This is a genomic window from Streptomyces cupreus (genome assembly GCF_014257025.1).
GTDB classification, from domain to species: Bacteria; Actinomycetota; Actinomycetes; order Streptomycetales; family Streptomycetaceae; genus Streptomyces; species Streptomyces cupreus.
Genome location: NZ_JACMSF010000005.1, coordinates 1 through 21,187, shown reverse-complemented (window position 1 = coordinate 21,187; position 21,187 = coordinate 1). Strand labels below are relative to the sequence as shown.

At 69.9% G+C, this 21,187-nt stretch carries 20 protein-coding genes and 2 pseudogenes; 12 read left to right on the top strand and 10 right to left on the bottom strand.

Annotation, left to right across the window (positions count from 1 at the left end; genetic code table 11):
* Nucleotides 1–49: 49 nt before the first annotated feature.
* From H4N64_RS06160 to H4N64_RS06140, 5 genes are all read left to right on the top strand, one after another.
* On the top strand, nt 50–1,258 hold the full coding sequence (locus H4N64_RS06160; protein ID WP_186281095.1) for a sensor histidine kinase: 1,209 nt from the start codon (nt 50–52) through the stop codon (nt 1,256–1,258).
* A 112-nt stretch (nt 1,259–1,370) separates the two neighbouring features.
* Nucleotides 1,371–2,708, top strand: a complete 1,338-nt coding sequence (locus H4N64_RS06155) for a sensor histidine kinase (RefSeq protein WP_186281094.1) — start codon at nt 1,371–1,373, stop codon at nt 2,706–2,708.
* Nucleotides 2,709–2,945: 237 nt separating this feature from the next.
* Complete coding sequence (locus H4N64_RS06150) at nt 2,946–3,605, top strand: response regulator transcription factor (RefSeq protein WP_336246654.1); 660 nt, start codon at nt 2,946–2,948, stop codon at nt 3,603–3,605.
* 256 nt (nt 3,606–3,861) lie between these two features.
* On the top strand, nt 3,862–5,790 hold the full coding sequence (locus H4N64_RS06145; RefSeq protein ID WP_186281092.1) for a 2-oxoacid:acceptor oxidoreductase subunit alpha: 1,929 nt from the start codon (nt 3,862–3,864) through the stop codon (nt 5,788–5,790).
* Nucleotides 5,783–6,862, top strand: coding sequence for a 2-oxoacid:ferredoxin oxidoreductase subunit beta (locus H4N64_RS06140; RefSeq protein WP_186281091.1), 1,080 nt, complete (start codon nt 5,783–5,785; stop codon nt 6,860–6,862). Before H4N64_RS06145 ends, H4N64_RS06140 begins: the two co-directional genes overlap by 8 nt.
* A gap of 83 nt (nt 6,863–6,945) precedes the next feature.
* Here H4N64_RS06140 and H4N64_RS06135 read toward each other — a convergent pair whose 3' ends face one another.
* From H4N64_RS06135 to H4N64_RS06125, 3 genes are all read right to left on the bottom strand, one after another.
* Nucleotides 6,946–7,146: a hypothetical protein gene (locus H4N64_RS06135; protein WP_186281295.1), complete on the bottom strand. Its 201-nt coding sequence runs from the start codon at nt 7,144–7,146 to the stop codon at nt 6,946–6,948.
* A 208-nt stretch (nt 7,147–7,354) separates the two neighbouring features.
* Complete coding sequence (locus tag H4N64_RS06130) at nt 7,355–7,915, bottom strand: DUF6082 family protein (RefSeq protein ID WP_186281090.1); 561 nt, start codon at nt 7,913–7,915, stop codon at nt 7,355–7,357.
* 216 nt (nt 7,916–8,131) lie between these two features.
* The gene (locus H4N64_RS06125; RefSeq protein ID WP_186281089.1) at nt 8,132–8,530 is read right to left on the bottom strand and encodes a winged helix-turn-helix transcriptional regulator; all 399 of its coding nucleotides are present in this window, start codon (nt 8,528–8,530) and stop codon (nt 8,132–8,134) included.
* Nucleotides 8,531–8,618: 88 nt separating this feature from the next.
* Between H4N64_RS06125 and H4N64_RS06120 the strand changes: the two genes are divergently transcribed.
* Together H4N64_RS06120 and rarD are read left to right on the top strand one after the other, a co-directional pair.
* Nucleotides 8,619–9,473, top strand: a complete 855-nt coding sequence (locus tag H4N64_RS06120) for an SDR family oxidoreductase (RefSeq protein WP_186281088.1) — start codon at nt 8,619–8,621, stop codon at nt 9,471–9,473.
* A gap of 177 nt (nt 9,474–9,650) precedes the next feature.
* The gene (gene rarD / locus H4N64_RS44365; RefSeq protein ID WP_418896247.1) at nt 9,651–10,601 is read left to right on the top strand and encodes an EamA family transporter RarD; all 951 of its coding nucleotides are present in this window, start codon (nt 9,651–9,653) and stop codon (nt 10,599–10,601) included.
* A gap of 80 nt (nt 10,602–10,681) precedes the next feature.
* Here rarD and H4N64_RS06115 read toward each other — a convergent pair.
* A pseudogene (locus tag H4N64_RS06115) lies at nt 10,682–11,761 on the bottom strand (MFS transporter); the annotation flags it as partial.
* A 164-nt stretch (nt 11,762–11,925) separates the two neighbouring features.
* Here H4N64_RS06115 and H4N64_RS06110 point away from each other — a divergent pair.
* From H4N64_RS06110 to H4N64_RS06100, 3 genes are all read left to right on the top strand, one after another.
* Complete coding sequence (locus H4N64_RS06110; RefSeq protein WP_186281086.1) at nt 11,926–12,360, top strand: winged helix-turn-helix transcriptional regulator; 435 nt, start codon at nt 11,926–11,928, stop codon at nt 12,358–12,360.
* A 55-nt stretch (nt 12,361–12,415) separates the two neighbouring features.
* Nucleotides 12,416–12,898, top strand: coding sequence for a VOC family protein (locus H4N64_RS06105; protein ID WP_186281085.1), 483 nt, complete (start codon nt 12,416–12,418; stop codon nt 12,896–12,898).
* 138 nt (nt 12,899–13,036) lie between these two features.
* On the top strand, nt 13,037–13,987 hold the full coding sequence (locus tag H4N64_RS06100; RefSeq protein ID WP_186281084.1) for a M28 family metallopeptidase: 951 nt from the start codon (nt 13,037–13,039) through the stop codon (nt 13,985–13,987).
* Nucleotides 13,988–14,006: 19 nt separating this feature from the next.
* Here the strand turns inward: H4N64_RS06100 and H4N64_RS06095 are convergent, their stop codons facing one another.
* Nucleotides 14,007–15,227, bottom strand: a complete 1,221-nt coding sequence (locus tag H4N64_RS06095) for a tetratricopeptide repeat protein (protein ID WP_186281083.1) — start codon at nt 15,225–15,227, stop codon at nt 14,007–14,009.
* A 162-nt stretch (nt 15,228–15,389) separates the two neighbouring features.
* Between H4N64_RS06095 and H4N64_RS06090 the strand changes: the two genes are divergently transcribed.
* Both H4N64_RS06090 and H4N64_RS06085 read left to right on the top strand, forming a co-directional pair.
* A complete protein-coding gene (locus tag H4N64_RS06090) occupies nt 15,390–15,890 on the top strand; it encodes a DUF6668 family protein (RefSeq protein WP_186281082.1) in 501 nt (166 codons plus the stop codon).
* 101 nt (nt 15,891–15,991) lie between these two features.
* Nucleotides 15,992–16,573, top strand: coding sequence for a flavodoxin family protein (locus tag H4N64_RS06085; protein WP_186281081.1), 582 nt, complete (start codon nt 15,992–15,994; stop codon nt 16,571–16,573).
* On the opposite strand, the gene H4N64_RS06080 is transcribed toward H4N64_RS06085, so the two are convergent.
* The 5 genes and pseudogenes from H4N64_RS06080 to H4N64_RS06060 all read right to left on the bottom strand — a co-directional run.
* Nucleotides 16,570–17,439: an ABC transporter permease gene (locus tag H4N64_RS06080; protein ID WP_186281080.1), complete on the bottom strand. Its 870-nt coding sequence runs from the start codon at nt 17,437–17,439 to the stop codon at nt 16,570–16,572. The genes H4N64_RS06085 and H4N64_RS06080 overlap by 4 nt on opposite strands.
* Complete coding sequence (locus tag H4N64_RS06075; protein ID WP_186281079.1) at nt 17,426–18,406, bottom strand: ABC transporter ATP-binding protein; 981 nt, start codon at nt 18,404–18,406, stop codon at nt 17,426–17,428. The genes H4N64_RS06080 and H4N64_RS06075 overlap by 14 nt, the downstream gene beginning before the upstream one ends.
* Nucleotides 18,407–18,416: 10 nt before the next feature.
* Complete coding sequence (locus tag H4N64_RS06070) at nt 18,417–19,595, bottom strand: LolA family protein (protein WP_186281078.1); 1,179 nt, start codon at nt 19,593–19,595, stop codon at nt 18,417–18,419.
* 245 nt (nt 19,596–19,840) lie between these two features.
* On the bottom strand, nt 19,841–20,743 hold the full coding sequence (locus tag H4N64_RS06065) for a CHRD domain-containing protein (RefSeq protein WP_186281077.1): 903 nt from the start codon (nt 20,741–20,743) through the stop codon (nt 19,841–19,843).
* Nucleotides 20,744–20,875: 132 nt separating this feature from the next.
* A pseudogene (locus H4N64_RS06060) lies at nt 20,876–21,187 on the bottom strand (polyprenyl synthetase family protein); the annotation flags it as partial.

Here is a 21,187-nt window from a genome sequence, read left to right as displayed (position 1 = left end):
GCGGTCCGCCTCATGGCGCGAGCGCCGCTCGACCGGCACGCTAGCCCATATGACCGAACGCCACCCGTCCCCGAACCGCGCCAGCAGAGCCGAAGCGGCCGACGGCGACCGGCTGCCGCCGGCCCGTTTCGCCTACGACCGGCACACCTGGAAGGAGATCGCGCACCTTCTGGCGAACCTCCCGACGTCGCTGTTCGGATTCGTCTATGTCGCGACGCTGTTGTTCACCGGGGCCGGGCTGACGGTCACGGTGGTCGGCTTCCCGCTGCTGGCGGCGGGGCTGATGGGCGCGCGGCAGCTGGGCAAACTGGAGCGGGCGCGGGCCCGGGCGCTGCTCGGGGTGAAGGTGGACGAGCCGAGCCCGCTCAGGCTGCGCGGCAGTCGGAACGGTTTCTTCGCGCAGCTGTGGCTGATGCTGAAGGACCCGGTGGGCTGGCGGACGGTGCTGTACGACTTCATCCGGCTGCCCTGGGGCATCCTCACCTTCACCATCACGCTGACCTCGCTGTTCGTGCTGTGGCCTGTGCTGCCGTTCATCGCGCGGGGCCTGGCGAACGCGGACCGGGCGATGGTGCGGGGGCTGCTGTCGCCCTCGGACGAGCTGGAGCGTCGTATCGCCGAACTGGAGTCCGACCGGGGGGTGGTGGTCGACACGGCCGCCGCCGATCTGCGGCGTATCGAGCGCGATCTGCACGACGGCGCGCAGGCCCGGCTGGTCAATCTGGCGATGGGGCTCGGTCTGGCCAAGGAGAAGCTTCTGGAGGACCCGGACTACGCCGCCGCGATGGTCGCGGAGGCGCACGGTGAGGTGAAGCTCGCGCTCCAGGAGCTGCGGGATCTGGCGCGCGGGATCCATCCGGCGGTCCTGACCGACCGCGGTCTTGACGCGGCGCTGTCGTCGGTGGCCTCGCGGTGCACGGTTCCGGTGAAGGTGACGGTCGATCTGGACGCGCGGCCGGCCGCGGCGATCGAGGGCATCGCCTACTTCACCGTCTCGGAGCTGCTCCAGAACATCAGCAAGCACAGCGCGGCCCGGACCGCCTCGGTCGAGGTGTGGCGGTCGGACGAGCGGCTGCTGCTCCAGGTGTGGGACGACGGGCGCGGGGGCGCGCGGCTGGACGGCGGTACGGGGATGCGGGGGCTCGCCGACCGGCTCGGCGCCGTGGACGGGCTGTTCGTCATCGACTCCCCGCAGGGCGGACCCACCACCGTCACCGCGGAGCTGCCCTGGCGCGACCGGGTGCCGGAGCAGGGGTAGGGAAAACCCCCCGTCCAAGACGCCGACGGACTCCATGGCTCGCCGACCTGCGCCCCAGGAGGGTGGAGGTATCGCAGACACGCAGCCGCACGAGCAGAAACGGACGACGCCGATGGCCACGGATTACGGACAGGGTTACGGGCTCGGTTTCCCCGAGAGTGAGCGCGCACACCGGCTGCCCGCCGGGCTGCGGGCGCCGTTCGAGGCGCGGCACTGGCGTGAACTCGGCTATGTCCTGCTGAGCCTGCCGATCAGCATCCTGTTCTTCACGTACGCGGTCACCATGGTGTCGCTCGGCGCGGGACTGCTGGTGACGTTCCTCGGGATCCCGGTGCTGGCGGCGGGCCTGGCCGGCTGCCGGGGGTTCGGGGCGATGGAGCGGGCACGCGCGCGTGGGCTGCTGGATCTGGAGGTCGCGGACCCGGAGCCGCTGCGGATGCGCAAGCAGGGCTTCATGGCCTGGATGGGCGCCGTCCTGAAGAGCGGCACCTCCTGGCGCTCACTGCTGTACGCGGTGCTGCATCTGCCGTGGGCGACGTTCTCCTTCGTCGTCGCGGTGAACTTCTGGGCCCTCGGCTGGGGCCTGCTGGCCTACCCCCTGTGGTTCTGGGTCTTCCCCCTGTACGGCGGCCAGGACGGTATCCAGCTCTACGGCGACGAGACGCACCGGGTCTATCTCGACAACCCGTTCGAGATCGCCGTGACGGCACTGGTGGGACTGCTCTTCACGCTGGCCACGCCCTGGATCGTGCGGGCGCTGACGATGGTGGACCGGCTGATGGTGCACGGGCTGCTCGGGCCGTCGCGGCTGGCCACGCGCGTGGTGGAGCTGGAGTCGGACCGTGGGGTCGTGGTCGACACGGCCGCCGCCGACCTGCGCCGTATCGAGCGCGATCTGCACGACGGCGCGCAGGCCCGTCTGGTGGCCCTGGCCATGGATCTGGGTCTGGCGAAGGAGAAGCTGGCGGAGGATCCGCAGGTCGCGGCCCGCATGGTGGACGAAGCCCACGGCGAGGTGAAGACGGCGCTCCAGGAGCTGCGCGACCTGGCCCGCGGCATCCACCCGGCCGTACTGACCGACCGGGGCCTGGACGCCGCGCTCTCCGCGGTCGCCTCCCGCTGCACCGTCCCGGTCGAGGTCCAGGTCGATCTGACCGAGCGGCCCGTGCCGGCGATCGAGGGCATCGCCTACTTCACCGTCTCGGAGCTGCTCCAGAACATCAGCAAGCACTCGCGGGCCACCTGGGCGGGCGTGGACGTCTGGCGGGTGGAGAACCGGCTGATGCTCCAGGTCGTCGACAACGGCGTAGGCGGCGCGGACACCTCCGCCGGGTCGGGGCTCGCGGGGCTCGCCGAACGCCTGGACGCGGTGGACGGGATCCTGGTGGTGGACTCCCCGGTGGGCGGACCCACCCGGATCACGGCGGAGCTGCCCTGGCGGGCTGTGTAGAACCCGCGTCCTCTACGTCCGTCTCCGAGGCCCCGCGCCTCGGAGACGGACGTCCGCATGTGCACGCGGCCGGAAGTCGCCCCTGTTCGGCCGCGGGATCGGAGAACAGCGGGCCGGGTTATCCACAGGCCCGGTGAGGACCGGCCGATCGCGGGATACTGAGGAGCCGTGGGACCGGGCCGGAGACAGCCGGCCGGACGCAACAGGCTCGGGGGGCCGGACGTCGTGGAGGACAGGGTGCGGGTGGTCATCGCCGAGGATTCAGTGCTGCTCAGGGAGGGCCTGACCCGGCTGCTGACCGACCGCGGGCACGAGGTCGTCGCCGGCGTCGGCGACGGAGAAGCACTGATCAAGACCATCACGGAGCTCGACGGGCAGGGGGCGCTGCCGGACGTGGTGGTGGCGGACGTACGGATGCCGCCGACCCATACCGACGAAGGCGTGCGGGCCGCCGTAAAGCTGCGCAAGGCGCATCCGGGACTCGGTGTGCTCGTGCTGTCACAGTATGTGGAGGAGCGCTACGCCACCGAACTGCTGGCCGGTTCCAGTCGTGGGGTCGGGTACCTGCTCAAGGACCGGGTGGCCGAGGTGCGGGAGTTCGTGGACGCCGTGGTGCGGGTGGCCGAGGGGGGCACGGCCCTCGACCCGGAGGTGGTCGCGCAGCTGCTCGGACGCAGCCGGAAGCAGGACGTGCTCGCGGGCCTCACCCCGCGGGAGCGGGAGGTTCTGGGCCTGATGGCCGAGGGGCGGACCAACTCCGCCATCGCCCGGCAACTGGTCGTGAGCGACGGGGCCGTGGAGAAGCACGTCAGCAATATCTTCCTGAAGCTGGGGCTGTCCCAGAGTGACGGGGATCACCGGCGTGTTCTCGCGGTCCTCACCTATCTGAACTCATGACGACCTGACACCGTGCCAGCCAGACCCGGCGGCCGTCGCCGGGCGGGAGAACCACAGGGCGAGCGGGGAGCGTCTTCACAGGAAGCGCCGGGGGGCGTGTAAATCATGACAAGTCAGGGTGGCGGAGCGTCTCAAAACCGTGTCCATCATGCGAATGACCCGGGGGAGGCGACCTTCACGGACGTAGGGTTGATCCTGTGGGAGGGCCTTCGGGAAGGCCTCTCCCCGACAGCCGCCTCGAAGGAGGTCCAGTTCAGTGACCAGCCAGGTCAGTAGCCCAGCGGAGCAGGCCGACGAAGCAGTAGTGGGAGAGCAGCGCAAACCGGCGACGGCGAAGGACGTCCGCCGGCTGGACCGAGTGATCATTCGGTTCGCAGGGGACTCGGGTGACGGTATGCAGCTCACCGGTGACCGCTTCACCTCGGAAACGGCGTCCTTCGGCAACGACCTGTCGACGCTGCCGAACTTCCCTGCCGAAATTCGCGCCCCCGCCGGAACCCTCCCCGGTGTCTCCTCCTTCCAGCTGCACTTCGCCGACCACGACATCCTCACGCCGGGCGACGCACCGAATGTGCTGGTCGCGATGAACCCCGCGGCGCTGAAGGCGAACGTGCAGGATCTGCCGCGCGGCGCGGAGATCATCGTCAACACGGACGAGTTCACCAAACGGGCCATGCAGAAGGTGGGCTACGACAGCTCTCCCCTGGAGGACGGCTCGCTGGACGGCTACCACCTGCATCCGGTGCCGCTGACGACGCTGACGGTGGAAGCCCTCAAGGAATTCGACCTCAGCCGCAAAGAGGCCGAGCGCAGCAAGAACATGTTCGCGCTCGGCCTCTTGTCGTGGATGTACCACCGGCCCACCGAGGGCACGGAGAAGTTCCTGAAGTCGAAGTTCGCGAAGAAGCCGGACATCGCGGCGGCGAACATCACGGCGTTCCAAGCGGGGTGGAACTTCGGCGAGACGACCGAGGACTTCGCGGTCTCCTACGAGGTCGCCCCGGCCGCCAAGGCCTTCCCCGTCGGCACCTACCGGAACATCTCCGGGAACCTGGCCCTGTCGTACGGCCTGGTGGCGGCCTCCCGGCAGGCGGATCTGCCGCTCTTCCTGGGCTCGTACCCGATCACTCCCGCGTCCGACATCCTGCATGAGCTCAGCAAGCACAAGAACTTCGGTGTGCGGACCTTCCAGGCCGAGGACGAGATCGCCGGGATCGGGGCGGCGCTGGGCGCGGCCTTCGGCGGCTCGCTCGCGGTGACGACGACCTCCGGGCCCGGTGTGGCGCTGAAGAGCGAGACGATCGGGCTCGCCGTCTCGCTGGAGCTGCCGCTGCTGGTGGTGGACATCCAGCGCGGCGGGCCCTCGACCGGTCTGCCGACCAAGACCGAGCAGGCGGATCTGCTGCAGGCCATGTTCGGGCGCAACGGCGAGGCGCCGGTGCCCGTCATCGCGCCGTGCACGCCGGCGGACTGCTTCGACGCGGCACTGGAGGCGGCGCGGATCGCGCTGACGTATCGCACACCGGTGTTCCTGCTCTCCGATGGCTACCTGGCCAACGGCAGCGAGCCGTGGCGGATCCCGGAGCTGGACGAACTCCCGGATCTGCAGGTGCAGTTCGCCCAGGGCCCGAACCACACCCTGGAGGACGGTTCGGAGGTCTTCTGGCCGTACAAGAGGGATCCGCAGACCCTCGCCCGTCCGTGGGCCGTCCCCGGCACCCCGGGTCTTGAGCACCGCATCGGCGGCATCGAGAAGGAAGACGGCACGGGCAACATCTCCTACGCCCCCGCCAACCACGACTTCATGGTCCGCATCCGGCAGGCGAAGATCGACGGTATCGATGTGCCGGACCTCGAGGTCGACGATCCGCACGAGGCCAGGACCCTGGTGCTGGGCTGGGGTTCGACCTACGGCCCGATCACCGCGGCCGTGCGCCGGCTGCGTACCGCCGGACACCAGATCGCGCAGGCGCATCTGCGGCATCTCAACCCCTTCCCGAGCAACCTCGGTGACGTGCTCAAGCGGTACGACCGCGTCGTCGTCCCCGAGATGAACCTCGGTCAGCTCGCCACGCTGATCCGGGCGAAGTTCCTGGTGGACGCCCACTCGTACAACCAGGTCAACGGCATGCCGTTCAAGGCCGAACAGCTCGCAACGGCTCTCAAGGAGGCCATCGATGGCTGAGACGTCCAGGGAAGGCACGGGCACGATCGAGGCGCTTTCGCTCGTTCCCAAGGCCGAGGCCAGGCAGTCCATGAAGGACTTCAAGTCCGATCAGGAGGTGCGCTGGTGCCCCGGTTGCGGTGACTACGCGATCCTGGCCGCGGTGCAGGGCTTCATGCCCGAACTCGGCCTGGCGCGGGAGAACATCGTGTTCGTCTCGGGGATCGGCTGTTCCTCGCGCTTCCCGTACTACATGAACACGTACGGAATGCACTCCATCCACGGCCGCGCGCCCGCCATCGCGACGGGTCTGGCGACCAGCCGGCGGGACCTGAGCGTGTGGGTGGTGACCGGTGACGGCGACGCCCTGTCGATCGGCGGCAACCACCTGATCCATGCCCTGCGCCGCAATGTGAACCTCAAGATCCTGCTGTTCAACAACCGGATCTACGGACTGACCAAGGGCCAGTACAGCCCGACTTCCGAGGTCGGGAAGATCACGAAGTCGACCCCGATGGGCTCACTGGACGCGCCCTTCAACCCGGTGTCGCTGGCGATCGGCGCCGAGGCGTCCTTCGTCGCGCGGACGGTCGACTCGGACCGCAAGCACCTGACCGAGGTGCTGCGCCAGGCATCCGCCCACCCCGGGACCGCGCTGGTGGAGATCTACCAGAACTGCAATATCTTCAACGACGGCGCCTTCGACGTCGTGAAGGACAAGCAGCAGGCCCAGGAGGCGGTCATCCGCCTGGAACACGGCGAGCCGATCCGCTTCGGCACCGACGGCGCGCGGGGCGTGGTCCGGGACCGGGTGACGGGTGACCTGAAGGTCGTGACGGTGACGCCGGAGAACGAAGCGGAGATCCTGGTCCATGACGCCCACAGCGCGTCGCCGACCACGGCCTTCGCCCTCTCCCGCCTCGCCGACCCCGACACCCTGCACCACACACCGATCGGCGTCTTCCGCAGCGTCGAACGGCCGGTCTACGACACGCAGATGGCGGACCAGCTGGACACGGCCATCGAGCAGAACGGCAAGGGCGACCTGGCCGCGCTGCTCGCGGGCGGCGACACCTGGACGGTCGTCGGCTGAGCACCGACCACGGCGAAGGGCCCGGGCACCGCTTGATGCCCGGGCCCTTTACGCAAGGCCCCTCTTATGCGTCAAGGCCCCTCTTATGCGTCGGGGATGTCCTTCTTCGCTCTGATCAAGGTCTCCCGGCTGATCACGACGATCCGTTCATAGTCGGCTCTCGCGGCATCCGCGGGCAGATGAGGATCGAGTTCGGCGGTGGCCTCCGTGCCGATCACCGCGAAGTTGCCGTCGCTCAGCTCGAAGAGGTCGGGGCAGGTCTCGTTGGTGTGGCTGCCCCTCATCCGAGGGGGGTCTCCGAGGCGGCGGACGACGGTGACGGCACGGTATTCGCTGGACACTCGGAGGCCTCTTCATGATCAGGACGTAAGGTCGCCCGGTTAAGAGTAGAAGCCCCGGCGATGGGATTGGCCGTATTCACAACTCCCTCCCGACGGAGCAATTTTCACACCCGTTGGAGTGGGTCGGGACGGTCGGCGTTGACGCGGTCCGTCACCCGGGCGGCTCACCCTCAGGGGGTCCGACGATCCACCACTCCTCCGGATCCTCCGCCAGCTCCTCCAGGATGGCGTCGACACCCTTGCCCACCTGCCGTTCCAGGGAGTCCGTGGGCAGGCTCAGCCGGTGTTCGGCCGTTCGGTCCCAGTACTCGGCGAAGAGACCGTTGCGGCACAGGACCCTGAGGTGACCGAGGAGTTCGCCCCAGTCGAGGGATCCTATGCGGTAGGCCAGCAGGAGCGATCCGTACTGCCGGTTGGCGAAGATCATCTGCCGTCGCTTGGCCTCGGAGACGCCCGCCAGGGTGGACCGGGCGTCGGCGAGGGAGGGGTCGTCGATCGTGCGGTCCATCAGGTCCATGGCGATGCGGTGTTCCTGGATCAGGTTCGCCCGGTGGATCTCCTCCGTCATGCGCGCGAGCTGCCGTAGAAGCTCCGTCAGGAGCTCTTCCTGGCGCCGACGGCGACCGCCGCGGGCGAACGGCCCTCGCAGCAGGCCGAGGCCGGTCGCTAACGCGGAACCGAGACCGCGCGCGGCCAAATTCCGTGTGGCCATGTCAAGGCATCTTCCTGGATCCGGTGACCGTGCGCCGATCGGTGACGGGGCGGGCCGGGGCACGGCGGGCGTGGGCACTCCCCTGTCAAGCGTGCCCGCCGACTCAAGTCCGCGCGGGAGGCGTCCGGGGGGCGCACGGAAGCGACGCACCTCGCAAGTCGCCCGGAATCCTGAGGCATGTGTGCCCTTCGAGCGCCGCGCGCCCCGGACCTGAGCTCAGCCCCGCCCCTTCTCCGCGTCGTACCGCTCCCGGGCCTCCCGCACCTGCCCCATCCGCCGCGCCGTCCACTCCGCCAGCCCCCGCACCTGCTCCGCCGCCTCCCGGCCGAGGTCGGTCAGGGAGTAGTCGACGCGCGGGGGGATCACCGGCTTGGCGTCGCGGTGGATCATGCCGTCGCGTTCCAGGGTCTGGAGGGTCTGGGTCAGCATCTTCTCGCTGACCGGGCGGACGTCGCTGATCGCGCGGCGCAGTTCGCTGAAGCGGTACGGGCGGTCCATGAGGCTGATCAGGACCAGCACGCCCCAGCGGCTCGTGACGTGCTCCAGTACCAGGCGGTACGGGCACATCGTCTCGCCGTCGGGCCGCCATTCCTGCTCAGTCATGCTTACTGCCATGCCAGTACCTTACTTCAAAGTGGGTACTTTCCAATAGTTAGCGCCTCCCCTAGGGTCGATCGCAGATCACCCCACGAGGAGTTTCCACATGAGCATCGTCGTCACCGGAGCAACCGGACACCTGGGCCGCCACGTCGTCGAGCAGCTGCTGGAGAAGGTTCCGGCCGACCAGGTCACCGCCGTCGTCCGCACCCCCGAGAAGGCGGACGACCTCGCCGAGCGCGGCGTGAGGATCGCGGTCGCCGACTACAACGCGCCCGAGACCTTCGACGGCCTGTTCGCGGCCGGCGACAAGGTGCTGCTGGTCTCCGGCAACGAGTTCGACAAGGGCCGGGTCGGCCAGCACAAGGTCGTCATCGAGGCCGCGAAGGCCGCCGGCGTCGCCCTGCTCGCCTACACCAGCGCCCCGGGCAGCCTGAGCGCCGCGCTCGCCGACGACCACCGTGGCACCGAGGAGGCACTCACCGGCTCCGGCGTGCCCTACGTCCTGCTGCGCAACGGCTGGTACCACGAGAACTACACCGAGAACCTCGCCCCCGTGCTGGAGCACAGCGCCGTCGTGGCCGCCGCCGGTGAGGGCCGCGTCTCCTCCGCCTCGCGCGCCGACTACGCCGCTGCCGCCGTCGCCGTACTGACCGGTGAGGGGCACGAGAACCAGACGTACGAGCTGGGTGGCGACGAGGCGTGGAGCTTCGCCGAGTACGCGGCCGAGCTCAGCCGGCAGACCGGCAAGGAGATCGCCTACAGCGCCGTCTCCGGCGAGGTCATGAAGGGCATCCTCGGCGGCGCCGGGATGCCGGAGCCGTTCGCCGACATCCTCGTCGGCGTGGACGCCTCCATGGCCAAGGGCGAGCTGGTCGTCTCCTCCGGCGACCTGTCCCGTCTCGCCGGGCGTCCCACCACGCCGCTCTCCGAGGCCATCGCCGCCGCGCTCAAGGGCTGACACCCCCGGCGATCAGCACCCCCGGCTGTCATGACCGTATGGCGATACGGGCATGACAGCCGGGGGTGATCGGCGCTACCTTCTTCCAGGCGAGTACGACCAGAGGGAGGGCCCGTGAGCGGGAAGCCGAGGGGCGAGCGGCACATAGGTTTGCTGAACGGCTTCGCGGCTTATGGGATGTGGGGGCTGTTCCCCCTGTACTTCCCGCTGCTGAAGCCCGCCGAGCCCTTCGAGGTGCTGGCCCACCGGATGGTGTGGTCCCTCGCCGTGGTCGCCGTGGCCCTGCTGGTCATACGGCGCTGGAAGTGGGCCGGTGAGCTGCTGCGCCGGCCGCGCCGGCTCGCGCTCATCGCCGTCGCCTCGACCGTCATCGCCGTGAACTGGGGCGTCTACATCTGGGCCGTGAACAACGACCGGGTCGTCGAGGCCTCGCTCGGCTACTTCATCAACCCGCTGGTCACCATCGCGATGGGCGTGCTGCTCCTGAAGGAACGGCTGCGTCCCGTGCAGTGGGCTGCGGTCGGGATCGGCTTCGCCGCGGTCCTGGTCCTCACCATCGGCTACGGCCGGCCACCGTGGATCTCGCTCGTCCTCGCCTTCTCCTTCGCCACCTACGGCCTGGTGAAGAAAAAGGTGGGCCTCGGCGGCCTGGAGTCGCTGGCCGCCGAGACCGCCATCCAGTTCCTGCCGGCCCTGGCCTATCTGCTGTGGCTGACGGCCGACGGCGGCTCCACCTTCACCACCGAGGGCCCCGGTCACGCGGCGCTCCTCGCCACCCTCGGCCTCGTCACCGCGCTGCCGCTGATCTGCTTCGGAGCGGCGGCCATCCGCGTGCCGCTGTCCACGCTGGGCCTGCTGCAGTACCTGGCGCCCGTCTTCCAGTTCCTGCTCGGCATCCTCTACTTCCGCGAGGCCATGCCCGCCGAGCGCTGGGCCGGGTTCGCGCTGGTCTGGCTGGCTCTGACGCTGCTGACCGCCGACGCCTGGCGCTCCGCGCGCCGCTCCGCCCGCGCGCTGAGGGCCGAGACCAGCAGGCCGAGCGCCACCATCACGACCGGCACCACCAGCGCCGTACGGAACGCGGACAGCGTCTCCTCGGGCCCGGATCCGGTGGACGCGAGGCCGTAGACGGCCGTGACCGCGGAAATCCCGATCGCGGAGCCGAACTGGGTCGCGGTGGTCAGCAGCCCGCTCGCCAGGCCCTGCTCCTCCTCGGCGACCCCTTCCGTCGCCGCGATCGTCAGCGGACCGTAGGCCAGCGCGAACGCGGTGCCCGCGACGAACAGCGCCGGCAGCATGACGAGATACGGCCAGTCCATGCCGACCGGCAGGAACAGCGCGTAGGCGACGACGGCCAGCGCGAAGCCGCCGACGATCACGCGGGTGTTGCCGTAGCGGGCGACCAGCTTCGGGGTGAGGGTCGGGGCCAGGACCGTGTCGCAGCCCATGATCACCAGCGCGAGCGCGGTCTGGAGAGAGGACCAGCCGCGCAGTTCCTGAAGGTAGAGCGTCACGACGAACTGGAAGCCGAAGAAGGCGCCGACGAAGAGCAGCGCCCCGAGGTCGGCCCGGACGACCGGCCCCACGCGCAGGATGCCCAGCCGGACCAGCGGATCGGCGGCCCGGCGCTCGACGGCCACGAAGACGCCGGCCAGCAGCACCGCGACGAGGGCCGCGGCCGCGGTGAGCGGCCAGTCGTCCAGGCCGTGTTCCAGGCGTACGACGGTGTAGGCGGCCAGCAGCATGGCGCCGGCGGCAATGATCGCGCCGGGCAGGTCGAAGCCCCGTCCGCGCTCGCGCGGACCGTCCTGCCGGGGAACCAGGCGCACGGCCGCGATGAGCAGCGCGGCGGCCAGCAGGACCGGTGCGAAGAAGACCCACCGCCAACCGAGTTCGGTGAGCAGTCCGCCGGCCACCAGGCCGAAGGAGAATCCGCCGGCGGCCGTACCGGCGAAGATCAGCAGGGCCTTGTTGCGCCGAGGGCCCTCCTCGTACGACGTCGTGATCAGCGACAGGGCGGCCGGGGTCATGAAGGCGGACGCGACGCCGGTGACGAAGCGGGCGAGGATCAGCATCCAGCCCTCGGTGGCGAAACCGCCGAGGCCGGAGAAGCCCAGGAAGACGGTGAGCCAGAGCAGGAACATCCGGCGTCTGCCCAGCAGGTCGGCGGCCCGGCCGCCCAGCAGGGTGAAACCGGCGTAACCGAGGACGTAGGCGCTCATGACCCAGGCCGCGGTGCCGGTCGTGAGCCCCAGATCGGCTCTGATCGACGGGATCGCGACGGCCATCATGGCGACGTCGATGCCCTCCAGGAAAATCGTTCCGCAGAGGACGAACAGCAGCGCCCAGGCGCGGGTGCCCATGTCAACACTCCATGAGTAGGGGGCGGTTACGCGACTGAGGGTCGGTTCCCTCTTGTAACCACCCCCACCCTGCGGCAGCATCGGCAGACATGGAAGAAGGCACTTCGAAGTCACCGAGTAACTGCGCGAGCACCGTGGACTACGGCGACGCCGACCCCTTCCAGTGGGACACCCGGGAAGACTGCCAGGTACGGCAGATCCTGGACAGGGTGGCCGACAAGTGGTCGCTGCTCGTGATCGCCCTGCTGGACAACCGGAGGCTGCGCTTCACCGAACTGCGGCGCGAGATCGACGGGGTCAGCCAGCGGATGCTGACCGTGACGCTGCGCCAGTTGGAGCGGGACGGGCTGGTGAAGCGGACCGTGCACCCGGTGGTGCCGCCGCGGGTGGAGTACGAACTGACGCCGCTGGGCGGGACCTTGCACGCGACGATCCAGTCGCTGGTGACCTGGACGGAGCAGCACCAGCAGGAGATCGCTCAGGCTCGGGAGGCGTACGACAAGCGGGAGGCGGAGCCGGTTTAGGCGCGTTGTTCGAGGTCAGCGGCTTTTGTCAGTGTCAGCCGATATAAGTGACCTCATGACGCAGACCCCTGATCCCGCATCAGCACCCGCGCCGCTGCACTGGAAACTCGTCATCGACTGCGCCCACCCGCAGTCGCAGGCGGACTTCTGGGCCGCCGCGCTGCACTACGAGGTCGAGGACAACAACGCGCTCATCGAGCGGCTGCTGGAGCTCGGCGCGCTGCCGCGCGAGGCGACCGTCGAGTTCCACGCCCGTCTGGCCTTCCGGGACCTGGTCGCCGTACGGCATCCCGGCGACCCGTACGACCAGGACAGCGGGACCGGGCTCGGGCGGCGGCTGCTGTTCCAGCGGGTGCCGGAGGAGAAGACCGTCAAGAACCGGCTCCATCTCGACCTGCACGCACCCGAGGGACAGCGGGAGGCGGAGGTCGAGCGGCTGAGAAAGCTCGGCGCGAGTGTGCTGCGGGAGGTCAAGGAGCCGTCAGGACAGTGGGTCGTGATGGCGGATCCGGAGGGGAACGAGTTCTGCGTGCAGTGAGCCGACGGATGGCGCCCGGTATACGAACATGCTGTCCAGATAGCGCTCTTGACGGAGCGTCAGCCACAGCTTCACCATCCAGGCACCCCATTCGCTGTGGAATCCCTGTGATTCCCAAGGAATTCGGAGCCCCCCACCATGAAGCTCTCGGTTCCCGGGCGTGTCACGGCCACCGCCGTCGTCGCGTCCGTCACTCTCCTGCTCGGCGGATCCATAGCCGGGGCGGCCCCCGCCCCGGAGTCCGCGGTGGCCGCCGCCCCCGACATCCCCGTGGCCGACGTCAAGGCCCATCTGGCCCAGCTTCAGTCCATCGCCACCGCCAACGGCGGCAACCGCGCGCACGGCCGCGCCGGTTACAGAGCCTCCCTCGACTTCGTGAAGGCCAAGCTCGACGCCGCCGGATTCACCACCACCGTCCAGCAGTTCACCGCCTCCGGACGCGTCGGCTACAACCTGATCGCCGACTGGCCCGGCGGCGACCCCGACCAGGTCCTCATGGCTGGCTCGCACCTCGACAGCGTGAGCTCCGGCGCCGGGATCAACGACAACGGCTCCGGCTCGGCGGCCGTACTGGAGACCGCCCTCGCCGTGTCCCGCGCGAGCCTTCAGCCCACCAAGCATCTGCGGTTCGCCTGGTGGGGCGCGGAGGAGCTGGGGCTCGTCGGCTCCCGGTACTACGTCAACAACCTGTCCTCGGCGAACCGCGCGAGGATCAGCGGCTATCTGAACTTCGACATGATCGGCTCGCCCAACCCCGGCTACTTCGTCTACGACGACGATCCGGCGATCGAGAAGACCTTCAAGGACTACTTCACCGGCATCGGTGTCCCGACGGAGATCGAGACCGAGGGCGACGGACGGTCCGACCACGCGCCCTTCAAGAGCGCGGGCGTACCGGTCGGCGGGCTGTTCACCGGCGCCGGCCGCACCAAGTCCTCGGCGCAGGCGGCCAAGTGGGGCGGCACGGCCGGGCAGGCCTTCGACCGCTGCTACCACTCGTCCTGCGACACGACGTCCAACATCAACGACACGGCACTGAACCGGAACAGCGACGCGCTCGCCTACGCGGTGTGGGAGCTGTCCTCCTAGGGCTGCCCACGGACACGCTCTAAGGCTGCCTTCGGACGCGCTCCGTGAGCCGGCCCATGCGGGTCCTGGCCGACTCCAGCTTCTCGGCGTCCTCGGCGGCCGGGCCGTCCTGCGCGGTGAGGGCGGCCCACAGGGCGATCAGGTCGTGGCCAAGACGCAGGCCCTGCTCGGGGTCGCGTACGGCACGCCAGGCGGTGGCCGCGCTCAGGACGTTGCCGTAGGCGGCCTCGGCGTCCTGGGCGCGGTGGTGTATCCGGGCCAGGTCAAGGGAGAGGGCGAAGGCGTGCGCCGGATCGCCTGCCAAGTAGGCGATGTAGGCGGTCAGTTCACGGAGCTGGAGCACCTCGGGGTGCTCGGGGCCCAGTGACTGCGAGGCCTGCGCCACGGTCCGCCGCGCGAGCTCCGCCGCCTCCTGAGTGCGCCCGGCCCGGACGGCCTCGTTGATCCTGGTCACCGGTTCCGCGAGGAAGGTGGCGGTGGGGGGCTCGTCGCCGAGTACGGCTTCGGCGACGGCATCGAAGCCTCGGGGTGGGGTCGGGGGTTTGGGGGTCGGGTCCAGGGCGGGGTCGAGGGCTGGGTCGAAGGCCGGGTCCGGGGTTGCCTTCCGGGGCGGTTGCGCAGCGGCTGGAGCCGGGCGCGCGTCAGCGGGAATCGACTGCGCATCGGCGGGCGTCGGCCGCACATCGATCGGATTCGGCGGCGCATCGATCGGATTCGGCGGCGCATCGACCGGAGTCGGCGGCGCGTCCATCACCGGTGGCGGGCCGAACTCACCCACCGGCGGAGCGACCGTGCCGGGCGCGGGGTCCTGGACGGCCCGTAGGGGGAACGTCGGGGCGGGGTCGGTGACCGGGCGCAGGAGATGAGTGGGCCTGTCCCGGGTCGGCCGCGGCTCCTCCTCCGGAAGGGCAGCTCGCGGCGCTGTGTCCACCGGCTCCCCCGTCAGCGCACTCGACCCGTCCAGATTCACCTGGAGCGGCACGGCGTACCCGATCCGGTCGTCCTGGATCGTCGCCCGTACGGGGTTTCCGGTCGCGAGAGCGATGCGGTGGAGGTGGTTCAGGACGGTCTGCTGGATCTCCTCGCCCGGGACCGCCGAGACCGGGACCCCACCGACCGACGCGCCGCCCGCGCCGGTCGCCGGAACGCGGACCTCGATCGGCGCCGCCGTAGAAGCCGTCGGATCCACCGCCCGCTCCTCCCCCTGTTCCCGCTTCTTCGCGCGGCTGAGTCGAGACATCGGTTCCTCACTCCCTGGCAACACCTACCGTCGAGTCTCTCCGCAGGTCCCCGGTGCACACGTCACCGGGTCGTCACAGCCTCGTTCCAGGAACTGACCCCCCGTCACACCGACACCCCGGCCACCCCGAAGATCGTTGGCGTGAAAGGGAGGAACGCGGGCATGCGGACTGACGTGCAGCAAGGACCGGAAATCTGGATCCGCGGGCCGGTGGCCGTACCGGAAGAGCCCGCACCACCCGCCGGGGTGACCCCCCGGCGCTACTCCTGGGTCGGCACCCACGGCGGCGCCGGTGTCACCACGCTGGCCTCCGTCTACGGCGGCCACGACTGCGGGCGCGAGTGGCCGGGGCCCGGTGACCCGCAGTCCGTCCTGCTGGTCGGCCGTACGCACGCCGCCGGCCTCGACGCCGTGCTGCGGGCGCTGGAGGCCTTCCGATACGGACAGGTGCCGCCCGGGGTCGACCTGGACGCGGTCGTGCTCGTCGCCGATGCGCCGGGGCGGCTGCCGCGTCCGCTCGCCCAGCGGGTGAAGGCGATCGAGGAGGTCATCGACGTGTACCGCGTGCCCTGGGTCCAGGCCTGGCGGCTCGGCGAGACCGACGGGCGGCCGCCCCGGGAGGCCGCGGCGCTGGCCCGCCTCACAGGAACCGGGCGACGGTAGCGGGCGGACTCCGGAAATCCCCCTCGCCAGATTATTGCGTACGCATATAATGCAGATGCAGTTTGTTCGCACACGCCGACCATTCGCATCCTGGGGGACCCATGACCCGCCGTTTCCTGTTCGTCCTCGGCAGCAGCCGCGACGACGGCAACACCGAGACGCTCGCCCGCCGTGCCGCCGAACAGTTGCCCGAGGACGTCGAGCAGCAGTGGATCGATCTCGCCGCGCATCCGCTGCCGGACTTCGTGGATCTGCGCCACGACAGCGACCGTGTCCGCCCGACGGAGGGCAATGTCGCGCTGCTGCTCGACGCCACCCTCGCGGCGACGGACATCGTGATCGTCTCCCCGCTGTACTGGTACTCGGTGTCCGCCCACACCAAGCGCTACCTCGACTACTGGGCCGGCTGGCTGCGCACCCCCGGCCTCGACTTCAAGCCGACGATGGCCGGGCGCACCCTGTGGGGAGTCACCGTGCTCGCCGAGCACGAGCCGGCGGTCGCCGACCCGCTGATCGGCACGCTCAACAACTCGGCCGCGTACATGGGGATGCGTTTCGGCGGGGTGCTGCTCGGCAACGGCAGCAAGCCCGGTGACGTACTCAATGACGCCGAGGCGCTGACCCGCGCGAAGGCGTTCTTCCAGGGGGAGACTCCGCTCGCGCGGTTCCCCCACGAAAGCTAAGCGGTGATGTCCTTCGCCGTGAACCGCGCCCAGGCCGCCGAGCCGAACACCCCGGCGTACAGGGCCTGGAGGCCGAGGTTCTTGACCAGGTCGTCCCAGTAGATCGGGTCGCGCATCAGGTCCGCGAAGGACAGCCAGTAGTGCGAGAAGAAGTACGGCTGGAGCGCGTCCAGCTGGGGGATCTGGTCGAGGATCTGGATCGTGATCAGCAGGCCCACGGTCGTCGCCATCGCCGCGATGCCGCTGTTGGTCAGGGTGGAGACGAACAGGCCGAGCGCCGCGACGCCGGTCAGTGAGGCGGCGACGATCAGCGCGATGAGCAGCGCGCGGCCGAGTCCCTCGGTGAAGCTGATCTGTGTGCCGGAGATCGTCGTCAGGTCTCCCAGCGGGAAGAGCAGCGCGCCGACCGTCAGCGCCGAGACCGCGACCACGAGCGTGGCCAGCAGACAGAAGGCCATCGTGGTCGCGTACTTGGTGAGCAGCAGCCGGGTGCGGCCGGCGGGGGCGACCAGGAGGTAGCGCAGGGTGCCCGCGTTGGCCTCGCCGGCGATGGCGTCGCCCGCGACGACGCCGATGGCCATCGGCAGGAAGAACGGCAGCGTCGCGGCGAGCGCGGTGAACACCAGGAACAGGCCGTTGTTGGTGATCTGCGAGATGAACGCGGGTCCCTCGCCACCGCCGCCACCGACCGAACCGCCGTCCCCGGTCTCGATCTTCACGGCGACCCCGACCAGGACCGGCACGGCCGCGAGGACGCCCAGCAGGGCGAGGGTGCGCCAGCGGCGGAGTGTCGTACGCAACTCGTTGCGCAGGAGCCCGAAGGTCCACAACACACTCGCCGGGCGGGTGAGTTCAGCCTGCGACATCGAAGCCCTCCCCCGTCAGTGCCACGAACGCGTCCTCCAGGGAGGGCCGTTCGACGCCGAAGCCGCGGACGCGGACGCCCGCCGTCACCAGAGCGGCGTTGAGATCCGCGAGATCGCGATCGGGCGGTTCGGCCGTCACCTGGTCCTCGGTGACCACGACATCACCCGCGCCCTGTTCCTTCAGCACCCGGGCGGCGTCCGCGGTGTCGGGGGTGGTGACCACGAGCCTGCCGCGCATCCCGGCCGCGAGGTCGCCGACCGCGCCCTGGGTGATGAGCCGGCCCTGGGCCATCACGGCCGCGTGGGTGCACACCTGCTCGATCTCGTCGAGGAGGTGGGAGGAGAGGAAGACGGTCGTGCCGTCGGAGGCCAGCTCCCGTATCAACGAGCGGATCTCGCGCATGCCCTGCGGGTCGAGACCGTTGGTCGGCTCGTCCAGCACCAGGAGCCGGCGTGGCTGGAGCAGGGCCGCCGCGAGGCCGAGCCGCTGTTTCATGCCGAGCGAGTACGCCCTGGCCTTCTTGCCCGCGGCGGCCGTCAGGCCCACCCGGTCCAGCGCCGCCGCGATGCGCTGACGCCGGGTGCGCGGGTCGGCGGTCGGGTCCCCGGCGTCGTAGCGCAGGAGGTTGTCGCGACCCGAGAGGAAGCCGTACAGGGCGGGGCCCTCGATGAGGGCTCCTACCTGCGGGAGGACTGTGCGGGTGGCGCGGGGCATGGGACGGCCGAGGACTCGGGCCGTGCCGGAGGTGGGTTCGATCAGGCCCATCAGCATCCGGATGGTGGTGGTCTTGCCGGAGCCGTTGGGGCCGAGGAAGCCGAAGACGCTGCCCGCCGGGACGGTCAGATCGAGACCGTCCACGGCGAGTTGTCCGCCGCGGTAGCGCTTGGTGAGCGCGCGGGTGACGATCACGCTGTCACCCGCGTCGGGCTGCTCCGGTCCTGGCTCCGCGGCGGACATGTCAGTCATGGGTGCCTTATTACCCGGCGTTGGCGGCCTTGACCAGCGCGTCCTTGGTGACCGCGCCGACGTAGACCTTGCCGTCGTCGGTGATCAGGGCGTTGACCAGGCGGGTCTTGAAGACTGTGCCCTCGCCGAACCTGCCCTTCACCTTGTCGCCGAGGGAGTCCATGAAGCCGCCGAGGTCGCCGCCGACCTCGGAGCCGGAGGGAATGCCCTCGCCGCCGGTGTCGAGGACGGCGACGGAGTTCCAGCCCTCGCCGATGACCTGCGGTTCGCCCTCGGGTTTCGCCGGCTCGTGGGTGTGCTCCTCCTCCGGTGCGACCTCGCCCTCCTCGGTGACCTTCGCGCCCTTCGGCGGGGTGAACTCGAAGGTGGACGCGGCCGGCTTGGCAAAGCTGACCTGGGTGAAGCCCGCGTCCACCACGGCGGCGCCGCCGCTCGACGGGGTGAGCGTGAACTTCAGCGGCATGCCGGTCTTGGCGTCCACGGCCACGGTGATGGCGCCGACCGTGGTGCCGGACTGCTTGGGCTTGATGAGCAGCCGATAGGCGTCCCGGCCCGCGACCTGGGCGGTGCCGTCGACGGTGACGGACGTGGTGTCGTCGACCGACTTCAGGGCCTCCTCGGTGAGGTCCTTGGGCGTGGCCGGGACCTCCTTCTGCTGCTCGGCGCTCTCTTCGGCGGTGCCGTGGAAGACCTCGTTGGAGGCGCTGTCGTAGCCCCAGACGTCCTTGCCGTTGTGGATGAGGCTGTACTCGGCGGCGTTCTCCAGCAGGGAGAGCTTCTGCCGGTCCGGGCCGTCGGCGGCGACGCGCAGGGTGTGCGTGCCGGACACCAGCTCGGTGAGCTTGGCCGACGGATCGGCGGACGAACCGTCCCCGGACTCCATCGCCCCGGACGCCAGCGAGCTCTCAAGCCCGCCGAGGTCGGGCAGGCCCAGATCGGTGCTGATCCTCACCGTCCCGGACAGCTGCTGTACGTCGGACTCGGCGATCTTCTCGATGAGTTGCTGTGCGCTGATCTCCGGCAGGTCGGGGTCGCCGGAGTCGGCGATGGCGGGGACGAGACCGATGGTCGCCGCCGCCACGCCCACCACCACGACCGGGACGACGTACCGCGCGGCTTTGCGCCGCCCCGCGCGCAGGTCGTCGGTCTCGTCCGCGGTTGTGCTGTCGTCGGATTCGTACGGTGCCATGTGTGCCTTACCTCCGTCGTCGGCGGCGGCCTGCCAACTCCCGTGCGTCCAGCCCGTAGCCGCCATTCTCACCCGAATCGGTGAGGAGTGGTGTTTTCCGTTGTCACCATCTGACCAAATCGGCCGACGGGAAGCGTCAGACCGCGGGCTCAACTCCGTGTACACCTGCGGTATGACATGAGAGGGCGGCGCCTCCCCCGACCCGTAGGGGTCGTGCGGGAGAACGCCGCCGCTCTGCTGCTCGATCAGCCCTGGATGAACACGTAGTCCGCCTTGTACGGGACGCCCACGATGGTGCCCGGAGTGCAGGAGCCGGCCGGGGCGACGCCGCCGACGGTGTTCAGGCGGAGGATCTCCGCGGTGTGCGCGAGCAGGCCCCGGTGCTTGCCGGACTGAGTGGCCTTCAGATCCAGCTCGGGGATGTTCCCGTCCCCGTTGGGCGTCCGGCTGAGGACGGATCCGGTGACCGCGCTGCGGTCGGGCGCGATCCACTGCGGGATACCGGAGTTGGGCTTGACGAAGGAGTGCGCGATCGGTCCGGCGAGCAGGGCGCTGACGTCCCGCTGGGCGAAGGCGTGGCCGCCGCCCTCGGCCGGCTTGCACTCGTAGATCTGCTCGCCCTTGATGACGGACGCCTGGAAGTTGTGAAGCGCGTGGCGGAAGTCGAAGTCGGTGGTCACCTTGTGGAGCTGGCCGCGGACGGCGCCGCCCGGGAACTCGGCGGTGTGCAGGTTGGCGTAGAACGAACCGGGGTCGGACTTCAGCGAGTCGAGCAGAGCCTGGTCGGTGACCTTGACGGTGCCGGTGACGGTCTTGCCCTTGCCGCCGGCGAGCAGCTCGGTGAAGTCGACCTTGACGCGGCCGTTGGTGCCCTTGGCGCCCTGGTGGAGGTGGAGCGCGGTGGGCTTGTCGACGCCGCGCCACTTGACGGCGACGGAGACCTTGTCGCCCTTGACCTGGATGAACTGGAGCGCGGTGCCGTCCTTGTCCCCGACGGCGGGGCCGCCCGCGACAGGCACCTCGTTCGCGCCGCGGAGTCCGGCGGCGAGGATGGTCCCGTGGTCGCCGGTGTCGCTGGTGGCCGAGGCCGAGGTGGGAACAGCGGCGGCGGCCAACGCCACGGCGGCGACGATCAGGCTCTTGCGCATGAACTTTTCTCCCCGTTTGTCCGCCGACGCCCCCTGCGTCGGCTTCTGGGCATGAATACGGGGAGGATCTGGTTTTGGACTCAGTCCAGGAATGTGGCGTGCGTCACACCAGGGGCATTGCATTCAGGGCGGTCAACCCGCCCGATGCACCACCGCGTCGCACAGCTCCATGAGCGCGGCCTTCGCGTCACACTCCGGCAAGGGCGCCAGCGAAGCCCGCGCGTCCTCCGCATAGCGCACGGTGTCCCGTCGCGCCTGCTCCAGCGCCGGATGCACCCGCAGCGCGGTCAGCGCCTCCGCGTGCCGTACATCGTCGGTCAGGTCGGAGTCGAGCAGCTCGCAGAGCGCGATGTCCTCGGCCAGCCCCAGCCGCTGCGCCCGCTCACGCAGCCGCAGCACCGGCAGCGTAGGAATCCCCTCGCGCAGATCCGTACCCGGCGTCTT